The organism is Mycobacterium sp. (assembly GCF_965277065.1).
Taxonomy (GTDB): Bacteria; Actinomycetota; Actinomycetes; order Mycobacteriales; family Mycobacteriaceae; genus Mycobacterium.
Genome location: NZ_CBDIBT010000010.1, coordinates 32572 through 51007, shown reverse-complemented (window position 1 = coordinate 51007; position 18436 = coordinate 32572). Strand labels below are relative to the sequence as shown.

18 protein-coding genes and 2 pseudogenes are annotated in these 18436 nt (G+C 64.5%); 15 read left to right on the top strand and 5 right to left on the bottom strand.

The genetic code is table 11. The annotated features are described in order from the left end of the window. Positions 1 to 394 precede the first annotated feature (394 nt). The 5 genes from ACQY5A_RS01615 to ACQY5A_RS01595 all read left to right on the top strand — a co-directional run bounded on the left by ACQY5A_RS01615 (position 395) and on the right by ACQY5A_RS01595 (position 4902). Positions 395 to 1861: a flavin-containing monooxygenase gene (locus tag ACQY5A_RS01615; RefSeq protein WP_428338623.1), complete on the top strand. Its 1467-nt coding sequence runs from the start codon at positions 395 to 397 to the stop codon at positions 1859 to 1861. Beyond that, positions 1858 to 2298, top strand: a complete 441-nt coding sequence (locus ACQY5A_RS01610) for a VOC family protein (protein ID WP_428338622.1) — start codon at positions 1858 to 1860, stop codon at positions 2296 to 2298. The genes ACQY5A_RS01615 and ACQY5A_RS01610 overlap by 4 nt, the downstream gene beginning before the upstream one ends. Further along, complete coding sequence (locus ACQY5A_RS01605; RefSeq protein WP_428338621.1) at positions 2295 to 3026, top strand: SDR family NAD(P)-dependent oxidoreductase; 732 nt, start codon at positions 2295 to 2297, stop codon at positions 3024 to 3026. The genes ACQY5A_RS01610 and ACQY5A_RS01605 overlap by 4 nt, the downstream gene beginning before the upstream one ends. Positions 3027 to 3349: 323 nt before the next feature. Then, on the top strand, positions 3350 to 4219 hold the full coding sequence (locus ACQY5A_RS01600) for a TIGR03564 family F420-dependent LLM class oxidoreductase (RefSeq protein ID WP_428338620.1): 870 nt from the start codon (positions 3350 to 3352) through the stop codon (positions 4217 to 4219). Positions 4220 to 4233: 14 nt separating this feature from the next. Further along, positions 4234 to 4902 (top strand): response regulator transcription factor, encoded by a 669-nt coding sequence (locus tag ACQY5A_RS01595; RefSeq protein ID WP_428338619.1) that lies wholly within the window; start codon positions 4234 to 4236, stop codon positions 4900 to 4902. On the opposite strand, the gene ACQY5A_RS01590 is transcribed toward ACQY5A_RS01595, so the two are convergent. Next, positions 4884 to 6290, bottom strand: a complete 1407-nt coding sequence (locus tag ACQY5A_RS01590; RefSeq protein WP_428338618.1) for an ATP-binding protein — start codon at positions 6288 to 6290, stop codon at positions 4884 to 4886. The genes ACQY5A_RS01595 and ACQY5A_RS01590 overlap by 19 nt on opposite strands. A 180-nt stretch (positions 6291 to 6470) precedes the next feature. On the opposite strand from ACQY5A_RS01590, the gene ACQY5A_RS01585 reads away from it, so the two are divergent. Continuing rightward, a complete protein-coding gene (locus ACQY5A_RS01585; protein WP_428338617.1) occupies positions 6471 to 6770 on the top strand; it encodes a hypothetical protein in 300 nt (99 codons plus the stop codon). Next, positions 6767 to 7438, top strand: coding sequence for a PAQR family membrane homeostasis protein TrhA (gene trhA / locus ACQY5A_RS01580; protein ID WP_428338616.1), 672 nt, complete (start codon positions 6767 to 6769; stop codon positions 7436 to 7438). Before ACQY5A_RS01585 ends, trhA begins: the two co-directional genes overlap by 4 nt. A gap of 255 nt (positions 7439 to 7693) precedes the next feature. Here trhA and ACQY5A_RS01575 read toward each other — a convergent pair whose 3' ends face one another. The 3 genes from ACQY5A_RS01575 to ACQY5A_RS01565 form a co-directional block, all read right to left on the bottom strand. Beyond that, positions 7694 to 7879, bottom strand: a complete 186-nt coding sequence (locus ACQY5A_RS01575; RefSeq protein WP_428338615.1) for a hypothetical protein — start codon at positions 7877 to 7879, stop codon at positions 7694 to 7696. Between the two features lie 66 nt (positions 7880 to 7945). Next, positions 7946 to 9565 (bottom strand): (2,3-dihydroxybenzoyl)adenylate synthase, encoded by a 1620-nt coding sequence (locus ACQY5A_RS01570; RefSeq protein WP_428338614.1) that lies wholly within the window; start codon positions 9563 to 9565, stop codon positions 7946 to 7948. 42 nt (positions 9566 to 9607) lie between these two features. Continuing rightward, positions 9608 to 9961, bottom strand: coding sequence for a hypothetical protein (locus ACQY5A_RS01565; RefSeq protein WP_428338613.1), 354 nt, complete (start codon positions 9959 to 9961; stop codon positions 9608 to 9610). Between the two features lie 208 nt (positions 9962 to 10169). On the opposite strand from ACQY5A_RS01565, the gene ACQY5A_RS01560 reads away from it, so the two are divergent. The 8 genes and pseudogenes from ACQY5A_RS01560 to ACQY5A_RS01525 all read left to right on the top strand — a co-directional run bounded on the left by ACQY5A_RS01560 (position 10170) and on the right by ACQY5A_RS01525 (position 18045). After that, complete coding sequence (locus ACQY5A_RS01560; protein ID WP_428338644.1) at positions 10170 to 11606, top strand: phosphopantetheine-binding protein; 1437 nt, start codon at positions 10170 to 10172, stop codon at positions 11604 to 11606. After that, a complete protein-coding gene (locus ACQY5A_RS01555; protein WP_428338612.1) occupies positions 11603 to 12370 on the top strand; it encodes a thioesterase II family protein in 768 nt (255 codons plus the stop codon). Before ACQY5A_RS01560 ends, ACQY5A_RS01555 begins: the two co-directional genes overlap by 4 nt. An 18-nt stretch (positions 12371 to 12388) precedes the next feature. Beyond that, positions 12389 to 12768, top strand: a pseudogene (locus ACQY5A_RS01550) (ATP-binding cassette domain-containing protein); the annotation flags it as partial. 53 nt (positions 12769 to 12821) lie between these two features. Further along, a pseudogene (locus tag ACQY5A_RS01545) lies at positions 12822 to 14291 on the top strand (ABC transporter ATP-binding protein); the annotation flags it as partial. Positions 14292 to 15341: 1050 nt separating this feature from the next. Then, the gene (locus tag ACQY5A_RS01540) at positions 15342 to 15836 is read left to right on the top strand and encodes a Dps family protein (protein WP_428338611.1); all 495 of its coding nucleotides are present in this window, start codon (positions 15342 to 15344) and stop codon (positions 15834 to 15836) included. Positions 15837 to 16596: 760 nt separating this feature from the next. After that, positions 16597 to 16863 (top strand): type II toxin-antitoxin system Phd/YefM family antitoxin, encoded by a 267-nt coding sequence (locus ACQY5A_RS01535; protein ID WP_428338610.1) that lies wholly within the window; start codon positions 16597 to 16599, stop codon positions 16861 to 16863. Between the two features lie 4 nt (positions 16864 to 16867). Next, positions 16868 to 17263, top strand: a complete 396-nt coding sequence (locus tag ACQY5A_RS01530; RefSeq protein ID WP_428338609.1) for a type II toxin-antitoxin system VapC family toxin — start codon at positions 16868 to 16870, stop codon at positions 17261 to 17263. A 263-nt stretch (positions 17264 to 17526) separates the two neighbouring features. Next, on the top strand, positions 17527 to 18045 hold the full coding sequence (locus ACQY5A_RS01525; RefSeq protein WP_428338643.1) for a hypothetical protein: 519 nt from the start codon (positions 17527 to 17529) through the stop codon (positions 18043 to 18045). Positions 18046 to 18052: 7 nt separating this feature from the next. Here ACQY5A_RS01525 and ACQY5A_RS01520 read toward each other — a convergent pair whose 3' ends face one another. Next, positions 18053 to 18373 (bottom strand): type II toxin-antitoxin system VapB family antitoxin, encoded by a 321-nt coding sequence (locus ACQY5A_RS01520; RefSeq protein ID WP_428338608.1) that lies wholly within the window; start codon positions 18371 to 18373, stop codon positions 18053 to 18055. Between the last annotated feature and the right edge of the window lie 63 nt (positions 18374 to 18436).

The following is an 18436-nucleotide window of genomic DNA, read 5'->3' as shown; positions in this document are numbered from 1 at the left end:
TTCTCCTTGGCCGCACCCCTGCCGGATACGGATCCTCCCACCCCAGTCCCGACCACTGAGAATCCTGAGGTTACCCCTAGTTCGCGGTATTCGCTCAGTAAGATTTCAGGCCCAGCTCAGCTCTTCCCTAGGGATGACCTATACATGCGAGAGGCGTTGCAGTAAGGCCGAATCAGGCCACGCCTGGGATTGATGTGGTCGGTAACCCAGCCGATGAATGCCGAGGCCTAGCGGTGGCAAAGATACGTGCCGCCCTCCCGTGTGCAGTCGTTGTACGGACCGATCACGACGAGGCCGGTCAAGCTCCTGCGGTACTCGCCTGGTCAGCGCCGCTCCACCCACCGCCGAGCGCCACTACTTTACATATGAGGCCGCGTATGTAACATTGCTGACTATGGTCTTGCCGGCGCGGAAGCCGCGAGTGGGCGTCATCGGCGCCGGCCCCGGCGGTATCGCGATGGGCATTCAGTTGGCCCAGGGTGGTTTCGATTTCACGATCTTCGAGCGCGGCGACGGATTCGGCGGGACGTGGCGCAACAACACCTACCCGGGCGCGGCCTGCGATGTGCCGTCGCACTTCTACTCGTTTTCCTTCGCGCTCAATCCGTACTGGAGTAAGACGTACGCGAACCAGCCCGAAATCCTCGCCTATCTCGAGCAGGTGGCCGACGACCATGGCCTCGGCCCTCATCTGCGGGCCAACACCGTGGTGACCGCGGTGCGGTGGTCGGACACCGACGCGCATTGGACGATCGAGACCCAGCAGGGGGAGTCACACGAGGTCGACGTCGTCGTCAGCGCGGTCGGCATGCTCGACGTGCCCAACATTCCGGCGATACCGGATCGAAAGGTTTTTGGTGGACGGATTTTCCACTCGTCGCGTTGGGATCACTCGAAATCGACAGCGGGAGAACGGGTTGCGTCGATCGGTACGGGCGCAAGTGCCGTCCAGTATGTCCCGGCGATCGCCGCGGAGACCGAGCATCTGACCGTGTTCCAGCGCACCCCGATCTGGGTGGCCCCGCGATTCGACGATCCGTTCACCCCGGACCAGCAGAAGTTGTTCGCGCGCGATCCCGCCGAGGCGCTCAAGCTGCGAGACGCGGCCTTCGAGCAGTACGAGGCCGCCGACTTCGACGTTGAATCCGACATGACCAAGACGCTGACCGAAATGTCGTACGGCTATCTGATGAAGAAGGTGCGGGACCCCCAACTTCGCGCGAAATTGTTGCCCGACTACCCCGTTGGCTGCAAGCGTCCGCTGCAGTCCAAAACGTGGTTCCCGGTGTTCGCGCTACCGAATGTCACGCTGGAGACCGCACCGATCGTTGCCTTCACCGAAAACGGTCTGCGCACTGCGGACGGCGTCGAACATCGGGCCGACACCGTGATTTTCGGAACCGGCTTCAAGGCTGCTGATTACCTGAGCAGTCTCGAGGTGTTCGGCAGCGGTGGCCGGCGACTGCACAACGAATGGCGTGACGGTGCCGAGGCCTATCTGGGCACCGTGGTGCCTGGCTATCCGAATCTGTTCACGCTGTACGGACCGAACACCAACGGAATCACGTCGATGATCTACATCCTGGAAGCTCAGGCGGAATTCGTGCGACGACTGCTCGACACGATGAGCCGCGACGCCATCGCGGCCGTCGACATCAAGCGCGGCCCGCACGAGGAGTTCAACGTCGAGATCCAGGCGGCATTGGACACGACTGTCTGGGCAGCGAACTGCAGCAACTACTTCCGCCATCCCAGCGGCAAAATGGTGACGCAGTATCCCTACAGCGGAAGCATGTTCGCGCAGCGCCTTGCCGCAGTGAACCTGGACGTCTTCGAAACCACAAAGGCTGGTGGCGTATGAACGGTATCCATCACACGGCGATCGTGACAACCGATGTCGAACGCGCGCTGAGTTTTTGGCAGGACGGACTGGGTCTGACAATCCTCTTCGATCACGTCTTCGTCGGTGACTGGCCCGCTCTGTTCGCCGCCAAGACCGACAATCTGCGGTCGATCTTCCTCGGCGACCCCGAGGCGCCCGACACCGGCATCCTCGAACTGGTGGTGTTCGACGATCCGGAACCTGCACACGAGCCGGCAGCGGGTCCGGCGTCGGGCTTCTTCCTCGTCTCGTTGAGTCGCGACGTCGAGCCCACCCTCGGTCGATTGGCCGATCTGGGGTTCACCGACGGAGTCCGGCAAATCGCTGTTGCCGCACCGGGGCGAAAGCAGGTCGACATGGCGGTGGTCGTAGCGCCGGACGGTGTCCGCGTCGAACTGATCGGTCCTGCGCGATGAGCGCCATCGTGACCGGCGGCGCGTCGGGTATCGGCGCTGCCGCCGCCGACCGGCTACGCAAGGCCGGGCACGACGTCATCACCTGGGATCTGCGTGGCGGCGACATCGATTGCGACATCAGCGATCCCGATGCGGTGGCCGCAGCTCTCGAGCAGACGGCGGCGAAGGTCGGAGTCCCGGATCGCTTGGTCGCCTGTGCCGCAATGGGCGCGTCCGGGATGTTGATCGCGCAGGATCCGGCCGATTGGAAGCGCGTGATCGACGTCAACCTCACCGGAACCTGGCTGACCATGCGAGCGGTCGCGCAGGCGATGATCGACAACGGTGGCGGCGGATCCATCGTCGCCGTGTCCAGCATCAGCGGCACCGTGGCCGACCGCGACATGGGTGCCTACTGCGTCTCCAAAGCCGGGGTCGACATGCTGGTCCGGGTTGCGGCAAGTGAATGGGGGCCGCACGCCATCCGGGTCAACGCGGTAGGACCGGGCGTCACGCGGACCCCGATGCTTGCCGGAGCGGAGCAGCTTCCGGGCTGGCTGGACGCGTTGAGTCATCGCACGGCCTTGGGACGGGTCGGTGAGGCCGACGACGTGGCCGAGGCCGTTGTCGCGGTACTCGAAATGAGTTGGGTGACAGGGCAAACCGTCTTGGCTGACGGTGGGTTGGCGCTGCAGAGCCCGATCGACACCTACGGGCAGGTGCAGCTATTGCGCGCCAAGCGCGGTTAGGCGCCTCTTTACCGAGGTCGAGTCGCATCCCCACCACCCACGGGGGAATTGCATGAGCTATGCGCCGCGCACGGCCCGCTCAGGTGCTTCTCGCCTGGGGCGTCCAGCGCGGCAGTGCGGTGTTGACGGTGTCCGTGACAGCCTCACGTATTCACGAAAACTTCGATGTCTCCGCGTTTCCCGGGGAACCGATTCGCGACATCAAACGAAAGGCTGAGACACGGACCGATTCAATTCCGTGGCCGATAGCGGTGAACCGCGTTTCGCCGAGGTGCCTTCCGATCGCTAGGAATAGCTGACCACATGGGGGCGTTGCCCGCTTTATGCCTGCTGGAGTCCTCCTCATTCCACGTGCCGGTGCGGTCAATCTCGTCGACGACGTCATCGCACAAGGTGCACGAGCTCACGAACTCGGTGTCAAGCAAGTGTGGTTGGCGCAGCAGCAGCTGAATTACGACGCCATCGCGCTGGCGGGACTCGTCGGCGCTGCCGTACCCGGATTGGATGTCGGCACCTCGGTGGTGCCGATCAACCCCCGACACCCGCTGATCGTCGCGCAACTGGCGCAGACGGCGCAGGCCGCCACCCATGGCAACTTCAGTCTCGGGCTCGGTCTGGGCGCCGCCCTGGTCGAGCGTCCCGCTTTCGGCAGCGACTGGACTAACGTCATTACGCGGCTCCGCGAGCATCTGACGATCCTGCGCTCAGCCTTTGACACCGGCAGCGTCGACTTTCACGGCAGCGAAATCAGCGCCAGCCCGACCTGGCCGTTACGGGTCGCCGGCGGCACCGGTGAACTCGCCGACGGCACGATCCCGTATTTGGCGGGCCCAAAGACGATCGGCGACTTCATCGTGCCGAGGATCACCAAAGCCGCGGCCGACGCCGGTCGCCCGGCTCCGCACGTCATCGCCGCCGTGCCGGTCCAGTTGTCCGCTGATATCGAGAACGCTCGCGAGGTTGCAGCGCAACAGCTGAGCTTCTACGAGTCGATACCGTCCTACCGCAAGGTCATCGCTCGAGAAGGAGTTGACAGTGTCCTGGATCTGCCGGCGGTCGGACCGGAAGAAACCGTTGTACGCCAGCTGCATTCGTACCTGGATGCGGGTGCCACCGAGTTGACGCTCAGTCCGCTGGAGCGCACCGACTCCGCCGAGCGCGAAGCGCTGTGGAGCCTGGCCGCCGGATTTTGAAGTAGCGTGCGGGCATGAGGGTCCTGCTGGTTGAGGATGAGGAGCGGCTGTCGGCAACTCTGTCGGCGGGTCTCGAGGCCGAGGGCTTTGTCGTGGTGGCCGTCGGCACCGGCACCGACGGGCTGCAGGAGGCAACGGCGAACAGCTTCGATGTGATCGTTCTCGACATCATGTTGCCTGGCCTGAGTGGATACGAGGTGTTGCGTCGCATGCGGGCCGCGCGGATCTGGACGCCGGTGCTCATGTTGACGGCGAAGGACGGAGAGTACGAAGAAACCGACGCGTTCGATCTCGGGGCTGATGATTACCTGACCAAACCATTCTCTTTCAGAGTGCTCGTCGCGCGGTTACATGCGCTGGCGCGACGAGGGGCTCCGGAGCGGCCGGTGGTTCTGACAGCGGGGACGTTGTCGCTCGATCCCACGAGGCGCACAGTGCACCGCGGTGAGAACCCGATCGCGCTGACGCCCCGCGAGTTCGGACTACTCGCGTTCCTCATGCGGAAGAAAGACGCCGTGATCACCAAGACCGAGATACTGCGGAACGTCTGGGATGAGCACTACGAAGGACCTGACAACGTCGTCGAGGTCTATGTCGGATACCTGCGACGAAAAATCGATGTGCCGTTCGGTTCCAACACGATCGAGACCGTGCGTGGGGTCGGTTATCGATTGGTGTGCTGAGGCAGCGACACCTGAATCGTGGTCCCACGGTCGAGTCGACCTCCGACCGTGATGGCGCCGCCGTGCGCCGCCACTACTTCGGCGACGATCGCCAATCCGAGGCCGGCTCCTCCGCTGCTGCGGGACCTATCGGAATCCAATCGCACGAAGCGCTCCAACACACGCGCCCGGTCTTTGGGCGCGATACCCGGTCCGTCGTCACTGATGGCGATGATTGCTTCGCCGTCCTGGTTACCGACGCAGACCTCGACCCGGGACGTTGCGTGTCGGATGGCGTTGTCGAGCAGGTTGCGTATCACTCGTGAGATTGCCGTGGAGTCGCCAACGATCTGCACCGAGGTGATCACGGAATGTATTGCGCAACGGGCATTCTGCCGTGCTCGAGCTACTTCGGCCTCGGCAACGTCACTGACCGAAACGTCGTGCGTGCTCGACACCAATCGTTTTTCATCGGCCCGCGCCAGCAGAAGCAAGTCGTCGATCAGTGTTCGCATGCGGTGTGCTTCTGGGAGCAGGGTCGTGCTGGCCATCCCCGTGCTGAGAAGCTCAGGGTGGTCCTCGGCTGCCTCCAATCCGGAGATGATGGTGGTCAGCGGACTGCGTAGTTCGTGAGAAGCGTCGCCCACAAAGCGTTGCTGGGCGCGATGATTCGCCTCGAGTCGAGCCAGCATTTCGTTCATCGTGACGGCAAGCGCCGAAATCTCGTCGCTGCTCCCGGGTACCGGAACCCGCTCAGCCAAGTCCGAGGCTGAGATTTCGGCGACTCTGCTGCGAATCGCGTCTACCGACTGCAACGACTGGCGGACGAGCCGGTACGTCGCCGCCGCGGCAACACCGACGATAATCGGTGCCCCGCATGCCAATAGCAATGCGACGGTCCGGGCGGTGGCCTCTACCGCCTCACTGCCCCCGCCAACGATCACCGTGTAGGTACCGTGTGCCGTATTGACCCGCTGGCCGCTTACCCGCATGTCGTCGTTGGCCACCGCATCGTCGGACATGCCGCGTATTAGCTTGTCGTCGAAGCGATTCACCGCTAGCAGCGGGGTGGCGGTGGCCGAGCCGGCCCGTTTGACGACGTCTCCGTGTGGCCCGATCACCTGAATGGCGACAACACGTTGAGTGGTGGCCAGGAGGGCGTTGTCGAAATCATCAGGTGTCGTTGTGGTCAACACAGTGGCAATGTTGCGCACTCTGCTTGCGGTGGCATCGTCGACACCGGCCAACAAGTAGCGGTAGAGCGCGATGTCGAGGATGCCCCCGGCCAGAGCGAACGCGATCAATACGGCGGCCGCCGACACTGTGGCGGAGCGCCCTGCAATGCCGAGCTTCTGCAGCCGCCAACGGTGCGCCAGCGCACCATGCCGAAATGAGCGCCCAGCAGACATCTACCCAGTTTGACCGCGCACTACTGAGAATCGGCTGAGAACGGCAGTTCTGCCGGATTCTCAGCGGTCTCTCAGCGGTTCGCTCCTACTCTGGCGCTCCCATGTTGACGATGACCTTCTCCACCACGCCAGGCCGCGGCCAGCGGAGGCGACTGTGGCGCCGAACGATTGGTGTTGTCGATGAACGTTGACCAACTGCTCCGCGTTCTCAACGAGCTTCCGGGCCGACTGCCGGTCGTGGTCGAGGACTCTTCAGCGGGTTGGATGCAGGGCACCGGTTTGTATTTAGCGCCAGCGCATTTCGATCGTCGCGTCTCGGGGACTTTTCTACATTCTGGTCATCAAGATGGGCCCGACGACTGTCAGGCGCTGGTCATCAGCGCGTTCCACCAGTCGAATCCCGATTACCTCGAGATCACCGAAACGCCGGCGTGGACGCCGACGGTCGACGCGGAAGTCGACGCAGAGGAGCGCGGATGACCACGCAGGTGTTGACGGCATCCACGCCCGCCGCGAAGCCCCGCCTGCGCGGGTGGATTCATGTGTATTGCGCCGCCGCGGCGTTCGTGGCCGGTTCGGCATTGGTTGCGGTGTCGTGGGCGGTCGCCTCCAAGCTCGCGGGACATGCCACGCTCGCGTATACGCTGGCGATCGTCGCCATGTTCGGCGTCAGCGCCGTCTACCACCGCGTCGAGTGGGGCTCGGATAGGGCCAGGGCTTGGATGCGACGTCTCGATCACTCGATGATTTACGTCTTCATCGCCGGGACCTACACACCGTTCGCAAGGTTGGACATGCCTCGCCCCACGGGCCATGTGGTGCTCGCTATCGTCTGGGGCGCGGCGCTCGTTGGTATTGCGCTGATGCTGTTTTGGCCCGAGGCGCCCCGTTGGCTGAGCGTGACCCTTTACTTACTGCTGGGTTGGGTAGGGATCTGGTATACCGGGTTGATCCTGCAGAATGCCGGCGTTGCCGCGGCCGTGCTACTGGGGATCGGCGGCATTCTCTACAGTCTCGGCGCAGTGGCTTACGCACTACGCCGGCCGAACCCGTGGCCGACGAGTTTCGGCTATCACGAGGTCTTTCATGCCTGCACGGCACTCGCGGCGACTTGCCATTTCGTCGCGGTGTGTCTGGCGGTGTTCTGACAGCTACTCGACCAACGACTGCGTGCCGAGAACTATTGCAAGGGAGAGTCGCTCGGCGTCAACCATTTCGCGCACGCACAGTTGATCGGCGATCTCCTGGATTCGCTTGTCGCGCCAGCCCGTCTCGTATCGCTGGGATCAAATACCTATCACCAGAATGTATTTCGCCGCATCTTGCGGGTGGCTCCGGCGGTCTGGCGGGATCCGATCGAGCTCGTGCGGCCTACCGCGCGGCTGTGGGCGGCTACTGCGGAATTACTTGCCGTGGAACGCTAGCAGCGCGTCGCCGGGAATCATGCTCGACGGAGAGGCCATCGCCGCACCTGCCCCAAGGAACCCCGCGCACGTGGCGAGCAGCGAAAAGGCGATCGACGTGACTGATCGCTTCGCTTCCACGCGCACGTTGATCGCGGGCGATGTGCTGTCGTCAGTTGCCTTCATGAGGTTGACAGTAATGACGAAAGGTAAAGGATCTCTGTCCGAACTCGATGAATTCGGCGGCGAATCTTAAGACTGTAATTGCCGGGCAATTGCCTTCTTGTCGATCTTGCCGACCGGAGTGGTCGGCAACGAGGCCATCGCGCTCAGCACGTCGGGCCGGGCATGCCGGGACACGCCACGCTGGTCGAGATAGCTGTGCAGCTCCGCCAGTGTCACCGGATTTCCGGCGAAAAAAACTGCCGCGCAGATCTTTTCGCCCAAATACGGATCGGCTAGCGCGACCGCCGCTGCCGACGAGATCGCGGGGTGGGTACGCAGATGCTTTTCGAGGTCGGCCGCCGGAAAGCTCTCCCCGCCACGATGGATGACGGGTTTCACCCGGCCGGTGACCTCTAAGTTTCCACTTTCGTGCTGACGGACCAGATCGCCGCTGCGGTAGAAACCGTCCGGGTCGAAGGAAAGCGCATTGGCTTCATCGGCGCGGAAATAGCCATTGAAGGTGTAGGGACCCCTGACCAGCAGCTCACCCTCGGTTCCGGCCGGGACGGGGAGGCCGGCGTCGTCGACGAAACGTAATTCGTCATCGCCGCACAGCGGCCGTCCCTGAGTGTGATCGACGATGTCCGGCGGGTCGCCCGGTCGGGTGTAATTCAGCAGTCCTTCGGCCATGCCGAATACCTGCTGCAGGCCGGGGGTCAGCGTCTCGCGGAGCCGGCGCGCATCGCCGGCTTCCAGCTTGGCGCCGCCAACCTGCAACAGCCGCAACGAGGTCGGTGCGTCCGGCTCCCATTCGGTGGCCTGTGCCCACAAATTAGCCAACGCCGGCACCAGCGCGGTGACGGTGACGCGAAAGCGCGCGATGGCGCCGAACGCCGACTCCGGACTCGGGTTGGCGAGAAAGACTGTGAGCGCGCCGGCCGTGATAGCCCCGAGAAGACCGGGGCAGGCCAACGGAAAGTTGTGCGCGGCATGCAAAGTCACCAGGTAGACGTCGTCGGAGGTGAGCCCGCACAGCTCAGCGCTGGCGGTGGCGTTGTACACGTAGTCGTTGTGGGTGCGGGGGATCAGCTTGGGCGTGCCGGTGGTGCCACCGGAAACCAGCAGCAGCGCAGGGGACTCCGGATCTGGTTGATGCTGCGGCTTTTCGGTGTCGTTGGCGCAGACCTGCGACCACGAGACGAACGACTCCGGCTCGCCGTCGACGATGACGTGACGGAGCCCGGGATGGTCGCGGATGAGCTCGTGTGCCATCGGGCGGTAGTCGAAACCGCTTGCGCTGTCCGGTATCAGCAGCGCCGTCGCCTCGCTGACCGCGGCGAAATGCCCCAGCTCGGCCGCGCGGTGGCCGGTCAGGCACATCACCGGGATCGCGCCGGCCCGCAGGACCGCGAATAACGCGACAGCGAACTCGCAGCGGTTCGGCAGCTGCAGTAGCACCCGATCGCCGACGGCAATGCCCAGCTCAGCGAGCCCTGCGGCGGCACGGTCGGCGCGTTCGTCCAGCTGCGCGAAGGTCAGCCGCCCGGGTCCGTCGGCGTCGACCACCGCAAGGCGGATCGGCCAGCGGTGTGCCGCGTCGGTCACCATCGAGTCAACGGTCCGGCCGCTCCAGTAGCCGGCGGCTCGATAGCTCGCCGCGCGGTCCGGCGGAAACGGCAAAAAGCCTTCCAGCACGGAAGACGACATTGCTTGCCTCCAGTTCGGTTCCCGCCGCTTGGCGTTCGTTGCCTAGAAGCTAAGCAGCCCGGTGAGGAAATCGGGGGCCACCGATGTCACAGCTTCACCCGCTGCGACCGGCGTCTCACCCAGCGAGCCCAGCGCTGTCGCAATCTGCTCGGGCCAGGTGAGCGCGAGGTGTTGCAGCAGGCTTCCGTCACCGAGCAGGCCGGCGAAGAATTGTGGTGAATGGTCCGCGGGGTTTGTTCCGACGTCGTAGCCATTGATCAACGCACCGAGGACGTCGGACGACAAATTGTTGAGGTCGGAGATCCCCTGGGTGCTGTTGCCAGCCGCGAATTCAGTGGAGATTGCGTCGAGGTCCTGAGTCAGCGCGAACTGGGCTGTGATCTCAGGGGACAGCACAGCCTGGAGGGCGTCTTTGAGCTCGTCGTAGTCGGCGAACGTCCCGAGCAGATTGGTTTGGATCTGCGTCGCGAATCGGCGAGATTCTTAGTGCGATCTGAGGACGGTAGCGTCGCAAGAGCCCCGGCTATTAAAGTAGCCATCAATTTAGGCTAGCCTCAACTAACTAGTAGGAGGTTGAGTGTTGACTGGCGGGGTTGGGGCTTCCATCGCTGGTAGCCCGAGCGACGTGCGCGCTGAGGTTGCCCAATTGCTCGGCGTCGGCGCCGATGCCGTCGACCCCGCTGGCAACCTCATCAGCCAGGGTCTCGACTCGATTCGGATGATGACGCTGGCCGGAAAATGGCGGCGCCGCGGGATCGATGTCGACTTCGCCGCGCTGTCCGCCGCCCCCACCGTCGAGGCGTGGTCGCGGCTGGTGGGCGCCGATGCGTCGGAGCCGGTCGTCCCGACGGCGCCGACGGTCCCCGCTGCCGACGGCGCCTTTCCGCTGGCCCCCATGCAGCACGCCATGTGGGTGGGGCGCCACGACAGTCAGCCGCTGGGCGGCGTAGCCGGCCACCTGTATGTCGAATTCGACGGCGGGCCAATTGATCCCGAACGCCAAGCCCAGGCCGCGACCTCGCTGGCGCTGCGGCATCCGATGTTGCGGGTGCGGTTCCCGGCGGACGGCACCCAGCAGATCGACGAGGCTTCAGCGCACATGCGCTTTCCGGTCACCGTGCACGACTTCCGCGACCTCGCTGACGACACCGTCGGCGAACGGCTTCTCGCGCTTCGTGAGGCCAAGTCGCACCAGCAACTCGACAGGCAGGTATTCGAGCTGACCCTCTCGTTGTGGCCCGGCGAGAAGTCGCGCCTGCACGTGGATTTGGACATGCAGGCAGCCGACGCGATGAGCTACCGCACCCTGATGGCCGACCTGGCCAGGTATTGGCCGGACGGCGTCCTGGAATTCGTCGGACGCGCCGACCACCGCGTCAAGATCAGCGGTTACCGCGTCGAGATCGGCGAGGTCGAGGTGGCGCTGCGTCAGATACCGGGTGTGGCAACAGTAGTCGCGGCCGTGGTGACCGCGACGGGCGGTGCCGAGGTGTTGGCTGCCGCCATCCACGCCGACGACCCACAGCTCACCGCCGATAGGGTGCGCGCGTCGATGACCGATCTCGTTCCCGCGCACATGATTCCGCAGCACGTGTCGTTCGTGGATCACGTGCCGTACACGAGCGCCCGCAAAATCGACCGACGCCTCGTCACCGGCCGATTGACTGCCGCCGTGGCCGATTCGACCGCACCCGAGCGCTGCGCCCCGTCGACGCCGCTCGAATCCGCGATTGCGGCGATCGTCGGAGACGTGCCGGGGGTCGACTCGGTCGGTGCGGACGACGACTTCTTCTCTCTCGGCGGCGACTCGGTGCTGGCGACACAGGTCGTCGCACGCATCCGGGCCTGGCTGGACACCCCGGACGCCATTGTCGCTGACATCTTCGCCACCCGGACCGTCTCCGCATTGGCCGGCCTACTCGGCCGCCGCGAGTCCGACCCCGGCCCGCTGGAGCAGGTCGCCGAGCTCTACCTGGAGGTCACCGGAATGGACGCCGGACATGTGGTCGCGGCGATCGCCGGAAACGAAGCGGTGCAATGATTTTCGACAACTTGACCTCTGTGCAGAAGAAAGACTTCCCGTCCTGGATCAAGCGCATCCCCGGCCGGGGCGTGGGAGCGCACGGCGTCACCGTGGTGTTTCCGCATGCCGGCGGCGCGGCATCCGGCTACCGCAAGCTGGCGACCGCGCTGGCCGCCGGCGGTGGTGACGTCTACATCGTTCAGTACCCGCAGCGTGCCGAGCGGCTCACCGAGCCCGCCGCCCAGAACGTCCAAGACCTCGCGCGCAGTTTGTTCGTCGCCGGTCCTTGGCGTCAGGTGGCGCCCCTGCGGCTTTTCGGCCACAGCATGGGTGCGGTGGTCGCTTTCGAATTCGCCAGGATCGCCGAATCCCGCGGCGCCACCGTAGAACGGCTGTGGGCCTCGGCGGCTCCCGCCCCGAGCGCCGTCGAGGCCAAGCCCGACCTGCCGACCAGCCACGACGATCTGCTCGTGGACATGGCCGACTTCGGCGGGACCGATGCCGAACTGCTCGCCGACCCGGAATTCGCCGAACTGCTGATCGCCGCGATGCGCGCCGATTATGCGGCGATCAACCGCTACACCTGCAGCCCCGACATTCAGATCGCTGCGGATATTTCGGCTTTGGGAGCCCACAGCGACCTTCGCGTCGACCCCGCCGAACTGCAACGGTGGGAGGGCCACACCGCGGGAACATTCGAGCTGGACTGGTACGACGGCGGACATTTCTACCTCGACGACCACATCGACGACGTCGCCGCGCGGGTGAACGCCGGTGGCTGAGAACAGGTTCGCGGCGTTCAAATCGAGGCCGCGACACGGGAGGCTCAGATCCACGAGCGGATCATCCGGTTGCCGGAGGGCTACGACACCATGCTCGGTGCGGCCAGCGGCCTGTCCGGCGGCGAACGGCAGCGGTTGACGATCGCCCGCGCGATCCTCGCCGACACCGGCGTCCTCATCCTCGACGAGGCACCGCCTTCGCGGACCCGGAGTCGGAATACTGCGTGCAGCAAGCACTCAACCGATTGACACGAGAACGCACGGTACTGGTGATCGCCCATCGGCTGCACACCATCGTCGGCGCCGATCAGATTGTGGTACTCGACCACGGCCGCATCGCCGAACAAGGCACCCACGACGAATTGCTGGCTGCCGACGGACGCTATCGCCGATTGTGAGATAGCGGCCGTCGCGACCCGGTCACCGCCGCCACCGCCCAGGAGGCCACGCGATGATCCGCACCTGGATCGGCCTGGTCCCGGCCGAGCGTCGCGGCAAGGTTGTGTTGTACATCGTGCTCGCGTTGATCTCGGTGATCGTGCGGGCGGTCGGCACCGTGCTGCTGGTCGCGTTGGTCGGAGCGTTGTTCAGCAGCACACCGCAGCAGGCGCTGGGATGGCTGGGCTGGCTCACCGCCGCGACAGCGGCCGGCTGGGCGATCGATACCGCCACGGCGCGAATCGGTTTCGACCTCGGCTTCGCGGTGCTCGACCACACCCAGCACGACGTCGCAGATCAGTTGCCGGACGTGCGGCTGGAGTGGTTCAGCGCCGACAACACCGCGACGGCACGGCAAGCCATTGCCGCGACCGGACCGGAACTCGTCGGGCTCGCGGTGAACCTGCTCACGCCGTTGGTCACGGCTGTGCTGCTGCCGGCCGCCATCGGCGTCGCCCTGTTGCCGGTGTCCTGGCAACTCGGCGCCGCCGCGATGGGCGGTGTGCCGCTGCTACTGGGCGCGTTGTGGGCTTCGGCCCGGCTGGCCCGTCGTGCCGATCATGTTGCTGCCGAAGCGAATACGTCGTTGACTGAGCGGATCATCGAATTCGCCCGCACCCAGCAGGCATTGCGTGCCGCGCGACGGGTCGCGCCGGCCCGGAGCATGGTCGGCGACGCCCTGGCCGCCCAGCACGGCGCGACGATGCGGCTGCTGGCCATGCAGGTACCCGGCCAGTTGCTGTTCAGCCTGGCCAGCCAGCTCGCGCTGATCCTGTTCGCCGGTGCGACAACGGTTCTGACGGTCAACCACACGTTGAGCGTGCCGGCGGCGGTCGCACTGATTGTCGTGGTCGCCCGATACCTGGAGCCGTTCACCTCGATCAGTGAGCTGGGGCCGGCGCTGGAGAGCACCCGCGCGACGCTGGACCGGATCCGCGCGGTGCTTCGCGCCCCGGTCATGACCGCCGGGACCGAGACCCGTCGCGGCCCGCACGACGCGCCGCTCATCGAGTTCGAGGACGTCACCTACGGTTATGACGGCGCGAGCGCGCCGGTGCTGGACGGCATGAGTTTCGCGGTCAGGCCGGGTAGCACCACGGCGATCGTCGGGCCGTCTGGTTCGGGCAAGAGCACGATCCTGGCGCTGATCGCCGGGCTGTACCAGCCCGGCCACGGCCGCGTCCTAGTCGACGGCGTCGATGTCGCGACGCTCGACGCCGAAGCCCGCCGCGCGGCGACCAGCGTGGTGTTCCAGCACCCCTACCTGTTTCACGGGACGATCCGCGAGAACCTCGCGGCCGGAGACCCCGCAGCCGGCGAGGCCCAGTTCGGCCGCGCCGTCGCGCTGGCCCGAGTCGACGAACTCACCGGCAGACTGGCCGCGGGGGCGGACACCGTGGTCGGCGAAGCCGGGTCGGCGTTGTCAGGGGGAGAACGGCAGCGGGTCAGCATCGCCCGCGCCCTGCTCAAACCGGCGCCGATCGGCTTGCCGTGGTACCGCACTCTGATATCGGCAGACAGCAAGCGCGTCCGGGCTCAACGGAGGCAGATCTGCACTAACTGGCAGACTGCGCAGAGGGCGTCAGCCGCCAGGGCTCGGCGGATCGCTGTGTAGGGAACCAAGACCGTCCTGGATTCCCTGATTTATTTGGTCCTTGAGCGCAAGCCCGCCTAGCGGGATGTCGCCGGGCTGCGTGCTGCAAATACAGCCGAGCGTCCCGAACGAGTTGGGGTCGGCGCTAGCCGGTGTGGTGACCGCTACTGCAGCACCGAGCGCGATCCCCGCACCGAGTAATACGTTGTTGAGCACCAATGGCCCTTCGTGAGAGTGGACCCGATTGCGGGCGTGGTTCTACTGGTGAAAAATTTCTGTGCGGCGGCGGATCCGATGCGAATCTGCTCGCAATAGCGTGCGGAATTACGTTGGCATGCGGTGATTGGGCATAGTTAGCACGTTACCGCGACTCAGACGGCTTTACCACGAAAGTACTGCTTATTCAGGGCAGCTTTCCCTAAGTAAAGTAAGCCTGTATTCAGTGGATTTGACTGTAGCAATTCTGCACCGCTCCTCGTCGGGCAGCGGTCTACCTTAAGCACCGAACTGTGGACTCACATCGATCATTGCTCTGCCCCAACTTCCAGGCTGCGCCAAGCGCGTCGGAGAGGGATTCCCTGCCCGTCGAAGTGCCTGCAGCCGACCCTGCACGCTGGCGATATAGGTCGAGACACGCAGGATTGCTGGCCGGTCTACAGGAATATCGGCGCACTCGGAGCGAAAGGGCAGCCTTTGCTCACCAAGGCAAAGCTTGGCTGACTAATGTCTTGAACGTCGCCCAACATACGCTCGTTAATGCAGCCTTCCTTTAGTAAGGAAAAGCTTTCCTGAGTAAATTGGTCCATTTGACATCACATTTCTGCTTATGCCAGCATTGGCTTCCGTAAGGCCTTTGAACACCGCCTTACTCGATCCGGCATGAATGTCTTATCCGGGGTTCGCTGGATAGGCATACCTAACACGTTGAGAGGGTGGGAAATGACTTCCGTTGACAATCACCGGCGCCTGGACAAGGTAGACGGTGTTACCGCTCCACCGGCGCTGGCCGACCACCTTCAGCGGGTCCTGGTCGACCTAATCGAGCTGCACTTGCTGGGAAAGCAGGCGCATTGGAACGTGGTCGGGACCAACTTTCGCGATCTGCACCTGCAGCTCGACGAGCTGGTCGAATTCGCCCGCGAGGGTAGCGACGAGATCGCCGAGCGGATGCGCGCCCTCAACGCCGTGCCTGATGGTCGATCCGACACAGTGGTGGCCACGACCAGCCTCCCTCAGGCCCCCGCCGGCGAAACCAACACAACGGCCGTGGTCGATCTCGTCACCAACCAGACCTACGCCGCCACCGACACCTTGCGCGCTGTGCGCCAACCAGTCGAAGCTGAAGACCCCAGCACGGCTGATCTTTTAGATCAGCTGATCGTGGGGCTGGAAAAGCAGGCATGGCTGATCAAGTCCGAAAACCGCAGAGTCTGACCGGCGCGCCACACTCGGGCGCCCGATCACGCTGGGTGCCGCTCTAGCGGTAGCCACACCGGCAGCCGCTGATCCCGCTTGTTCGGCGCACTCGGCTGCAGCTGCACGCCGCCAGTCGATGTGCCGCACAGCAGGCCTGCGTCCACGACCGTGTGAGTCGGGAATCCAGAGGGTCTTGGTTCTCTTCGCGGCGGCCCGCCGAATCCTGGCGACTTCTGGGTTGTCGCGCTGGATTGGCTATAGATGTCCTGAGCGGCCAACCGCGTGTCGAAATGCGAGGGATTAACGATGTTTTGTTGGGCGGCGTCTGTCCCCGAGCCTGACCACGTACCCGACTACAGCCATGCCCAGCAAGTCGCTGGTGGTGCCGTGATCGTGGGGTTGATCTTGCTGGTAGCGATAGCGGCGATCATTCGGGTCCGGCGGGGTCGCTGACGCGGTGGCTGCGTCAGCGGCTTCCGAGCGGACGGCTTTGACGACCAGCAGCGCTGCGCCTATGTGTTTGTGCAAGCCCTCGAGGACGGCCGGCGGGGCAGGTTGTGAACCATGACGGCCGTGATCGGAGAAGTCCCTGACTTGGGCTGTGCAGCGATGCTTAGAAAGCTCTCGCGACACGCCGCGGATTTGTCAAAGTAGCCAGGCGTGTCTTGTCAATCTTCCTTGCATCTCGACACTTGGGTCGACGGGTGTGCTGTCCGTCCGATATGGCGAAGCAACGGGAGGCGGGCTGGTCTAGAGCACTTGTGCTACTTTGTAGCACATGAAGGCGATAGGGGTGCGGGAGCTGCGGCAACACGCCAGCAGGTACCTCGCGGAAGTGGCCGCTGGGGAATCGATCGAGATCACTGACCGCGGCCATCCCGTCGCGCACCTGGTGCCAATCACGGGCGATCGCTGGCAAGACCTGATTAGCGCCGGTGAAATCGTCAAGGCAGCTCGTTCGATGAACATCGACGACCTCAGACCGTTGACATACCCGCATAGCGCCTCTGAAACCCTCGAGCGACTTCGGAGCGACGAGCGATAGCCCGATGCGGATCTACCTGGACACCTCAGCCTTGGTCAAACTCGTTGTTGCTGAGGATGAATCGCAGTCGCTGCAGTCCTTTCTGAGCGCACGAGCCGACGACAGCTTGTTCTCGGCGGCTCTGGCGCGCACCGAGCTGATACGCGCAGTGGCACCAAACGGAGCCCAAGCCATCGCTGATGCTCGAGACCTCCTTGAAAGCTTGGACACCATCATGCTGACGCGACAGCTGCTCGACGACGCCGGCACCTTGCTGCCGCTGCGCCTGCGCAGCCTAGACGCCATACACCTCGTATCGGCACAGCGAGCTGGCGACACGTTGCGGGCGGTCATCACGTATGACGTGCGAATGCTCTCAGCAGCAGCGGATCTCGGGATCTCAACAGCATCTCCGCGTTAGGGGCTGGTATCAGCGTTGCATCCTCGGGCCGGCAGTGCTCGGCTCCTGGCTATCCGTCTGCATATCCCGTTGTGGCTCGCTCGCAGTCCGAAATTCATTTCGCATCGATTACGTGACGCGACTTAGCCCGAATTGCCTAGCCCTGTTCGCGGGAGGTTTTGATGTCGCACGTTGGGCAGTGCGACACGCCGGTGCCCGAGGTCGCCGGGGATCGCGCGATCAGCAGCACAATGACACCCGATGATGAAATCGAAGGGACAACGATGACCGTGAAACTGTTCGCCACCGGGGTGGCTGCCGTGGCCGCTCTTGGAGCCGCCGCGGCTGGCGCGACGTCACTGGCCGCCAGCGGCGCACCCGCACCGCAGGTCGTGCCCGTCGTGCTCAGCGCACCGCTGGACCCGCCGCCTCCCTTGCCGGGTCAACCGCCGCTGCCGAGCCCGGAACAGCTGTCGGACGTGTGCAACCGCGTCACCGACCCCGGCGTGGGCTACGAGACCAAAGTGGGACTGGTGGAAAACGGAATCCCGCCGGGTGAGGGCCACGTGGCTGACCACGATCTGCGCAAGGCGTTCCGCAACGGGAACTTCCCGGAGCAGTTCGCCGTCAGCAACATCCAGCCGATTCCAGGCAACGGGGTCAAGGCCGACGTTGCCATCACCGGACCGAAGTTCGCCGGTCCGGTCGAAAAAACTCTCGTGTTCATCGACCAGGGCGGCACCTGGGTGCTGCAGCACGACGCCGCGCTGGCACTGGTGCAGGCGGCCACCGCCGTCAACTGAGACGGAGCTAAGCCTGGTCAGCGTGCTGGGTGACGGCGTCCAGGTCGAGCAACCGCGCGTGCAGCACGATGCGATTTCGCAGCGCCGAGCGCACCGCGCGGTGCAGGCCGTCTTCGAGGTAGCAGACGCCTTTCCACTTCACGGCGTGCGGGAAGAGGTCGCCGTAGAAGGTGGAGTCTTCGGACAGCAGACGATCCAGGGCCAGCACGGTCGTGGTGGTGACCAGTTCGTCGAGCCGGATCTGTCGCGGCGGAATGCGGGACCAGTCCCGATAGGACAGGCCGTGCTCCGGGTACGGCTTACCTTCCCGCACACCCTTGAAGATCATCCGCGGCTCGTTTCCCCCGACCTGGACATGTTGGCCAGGCTAGCGCGTGCGCTGGGCAGTAGG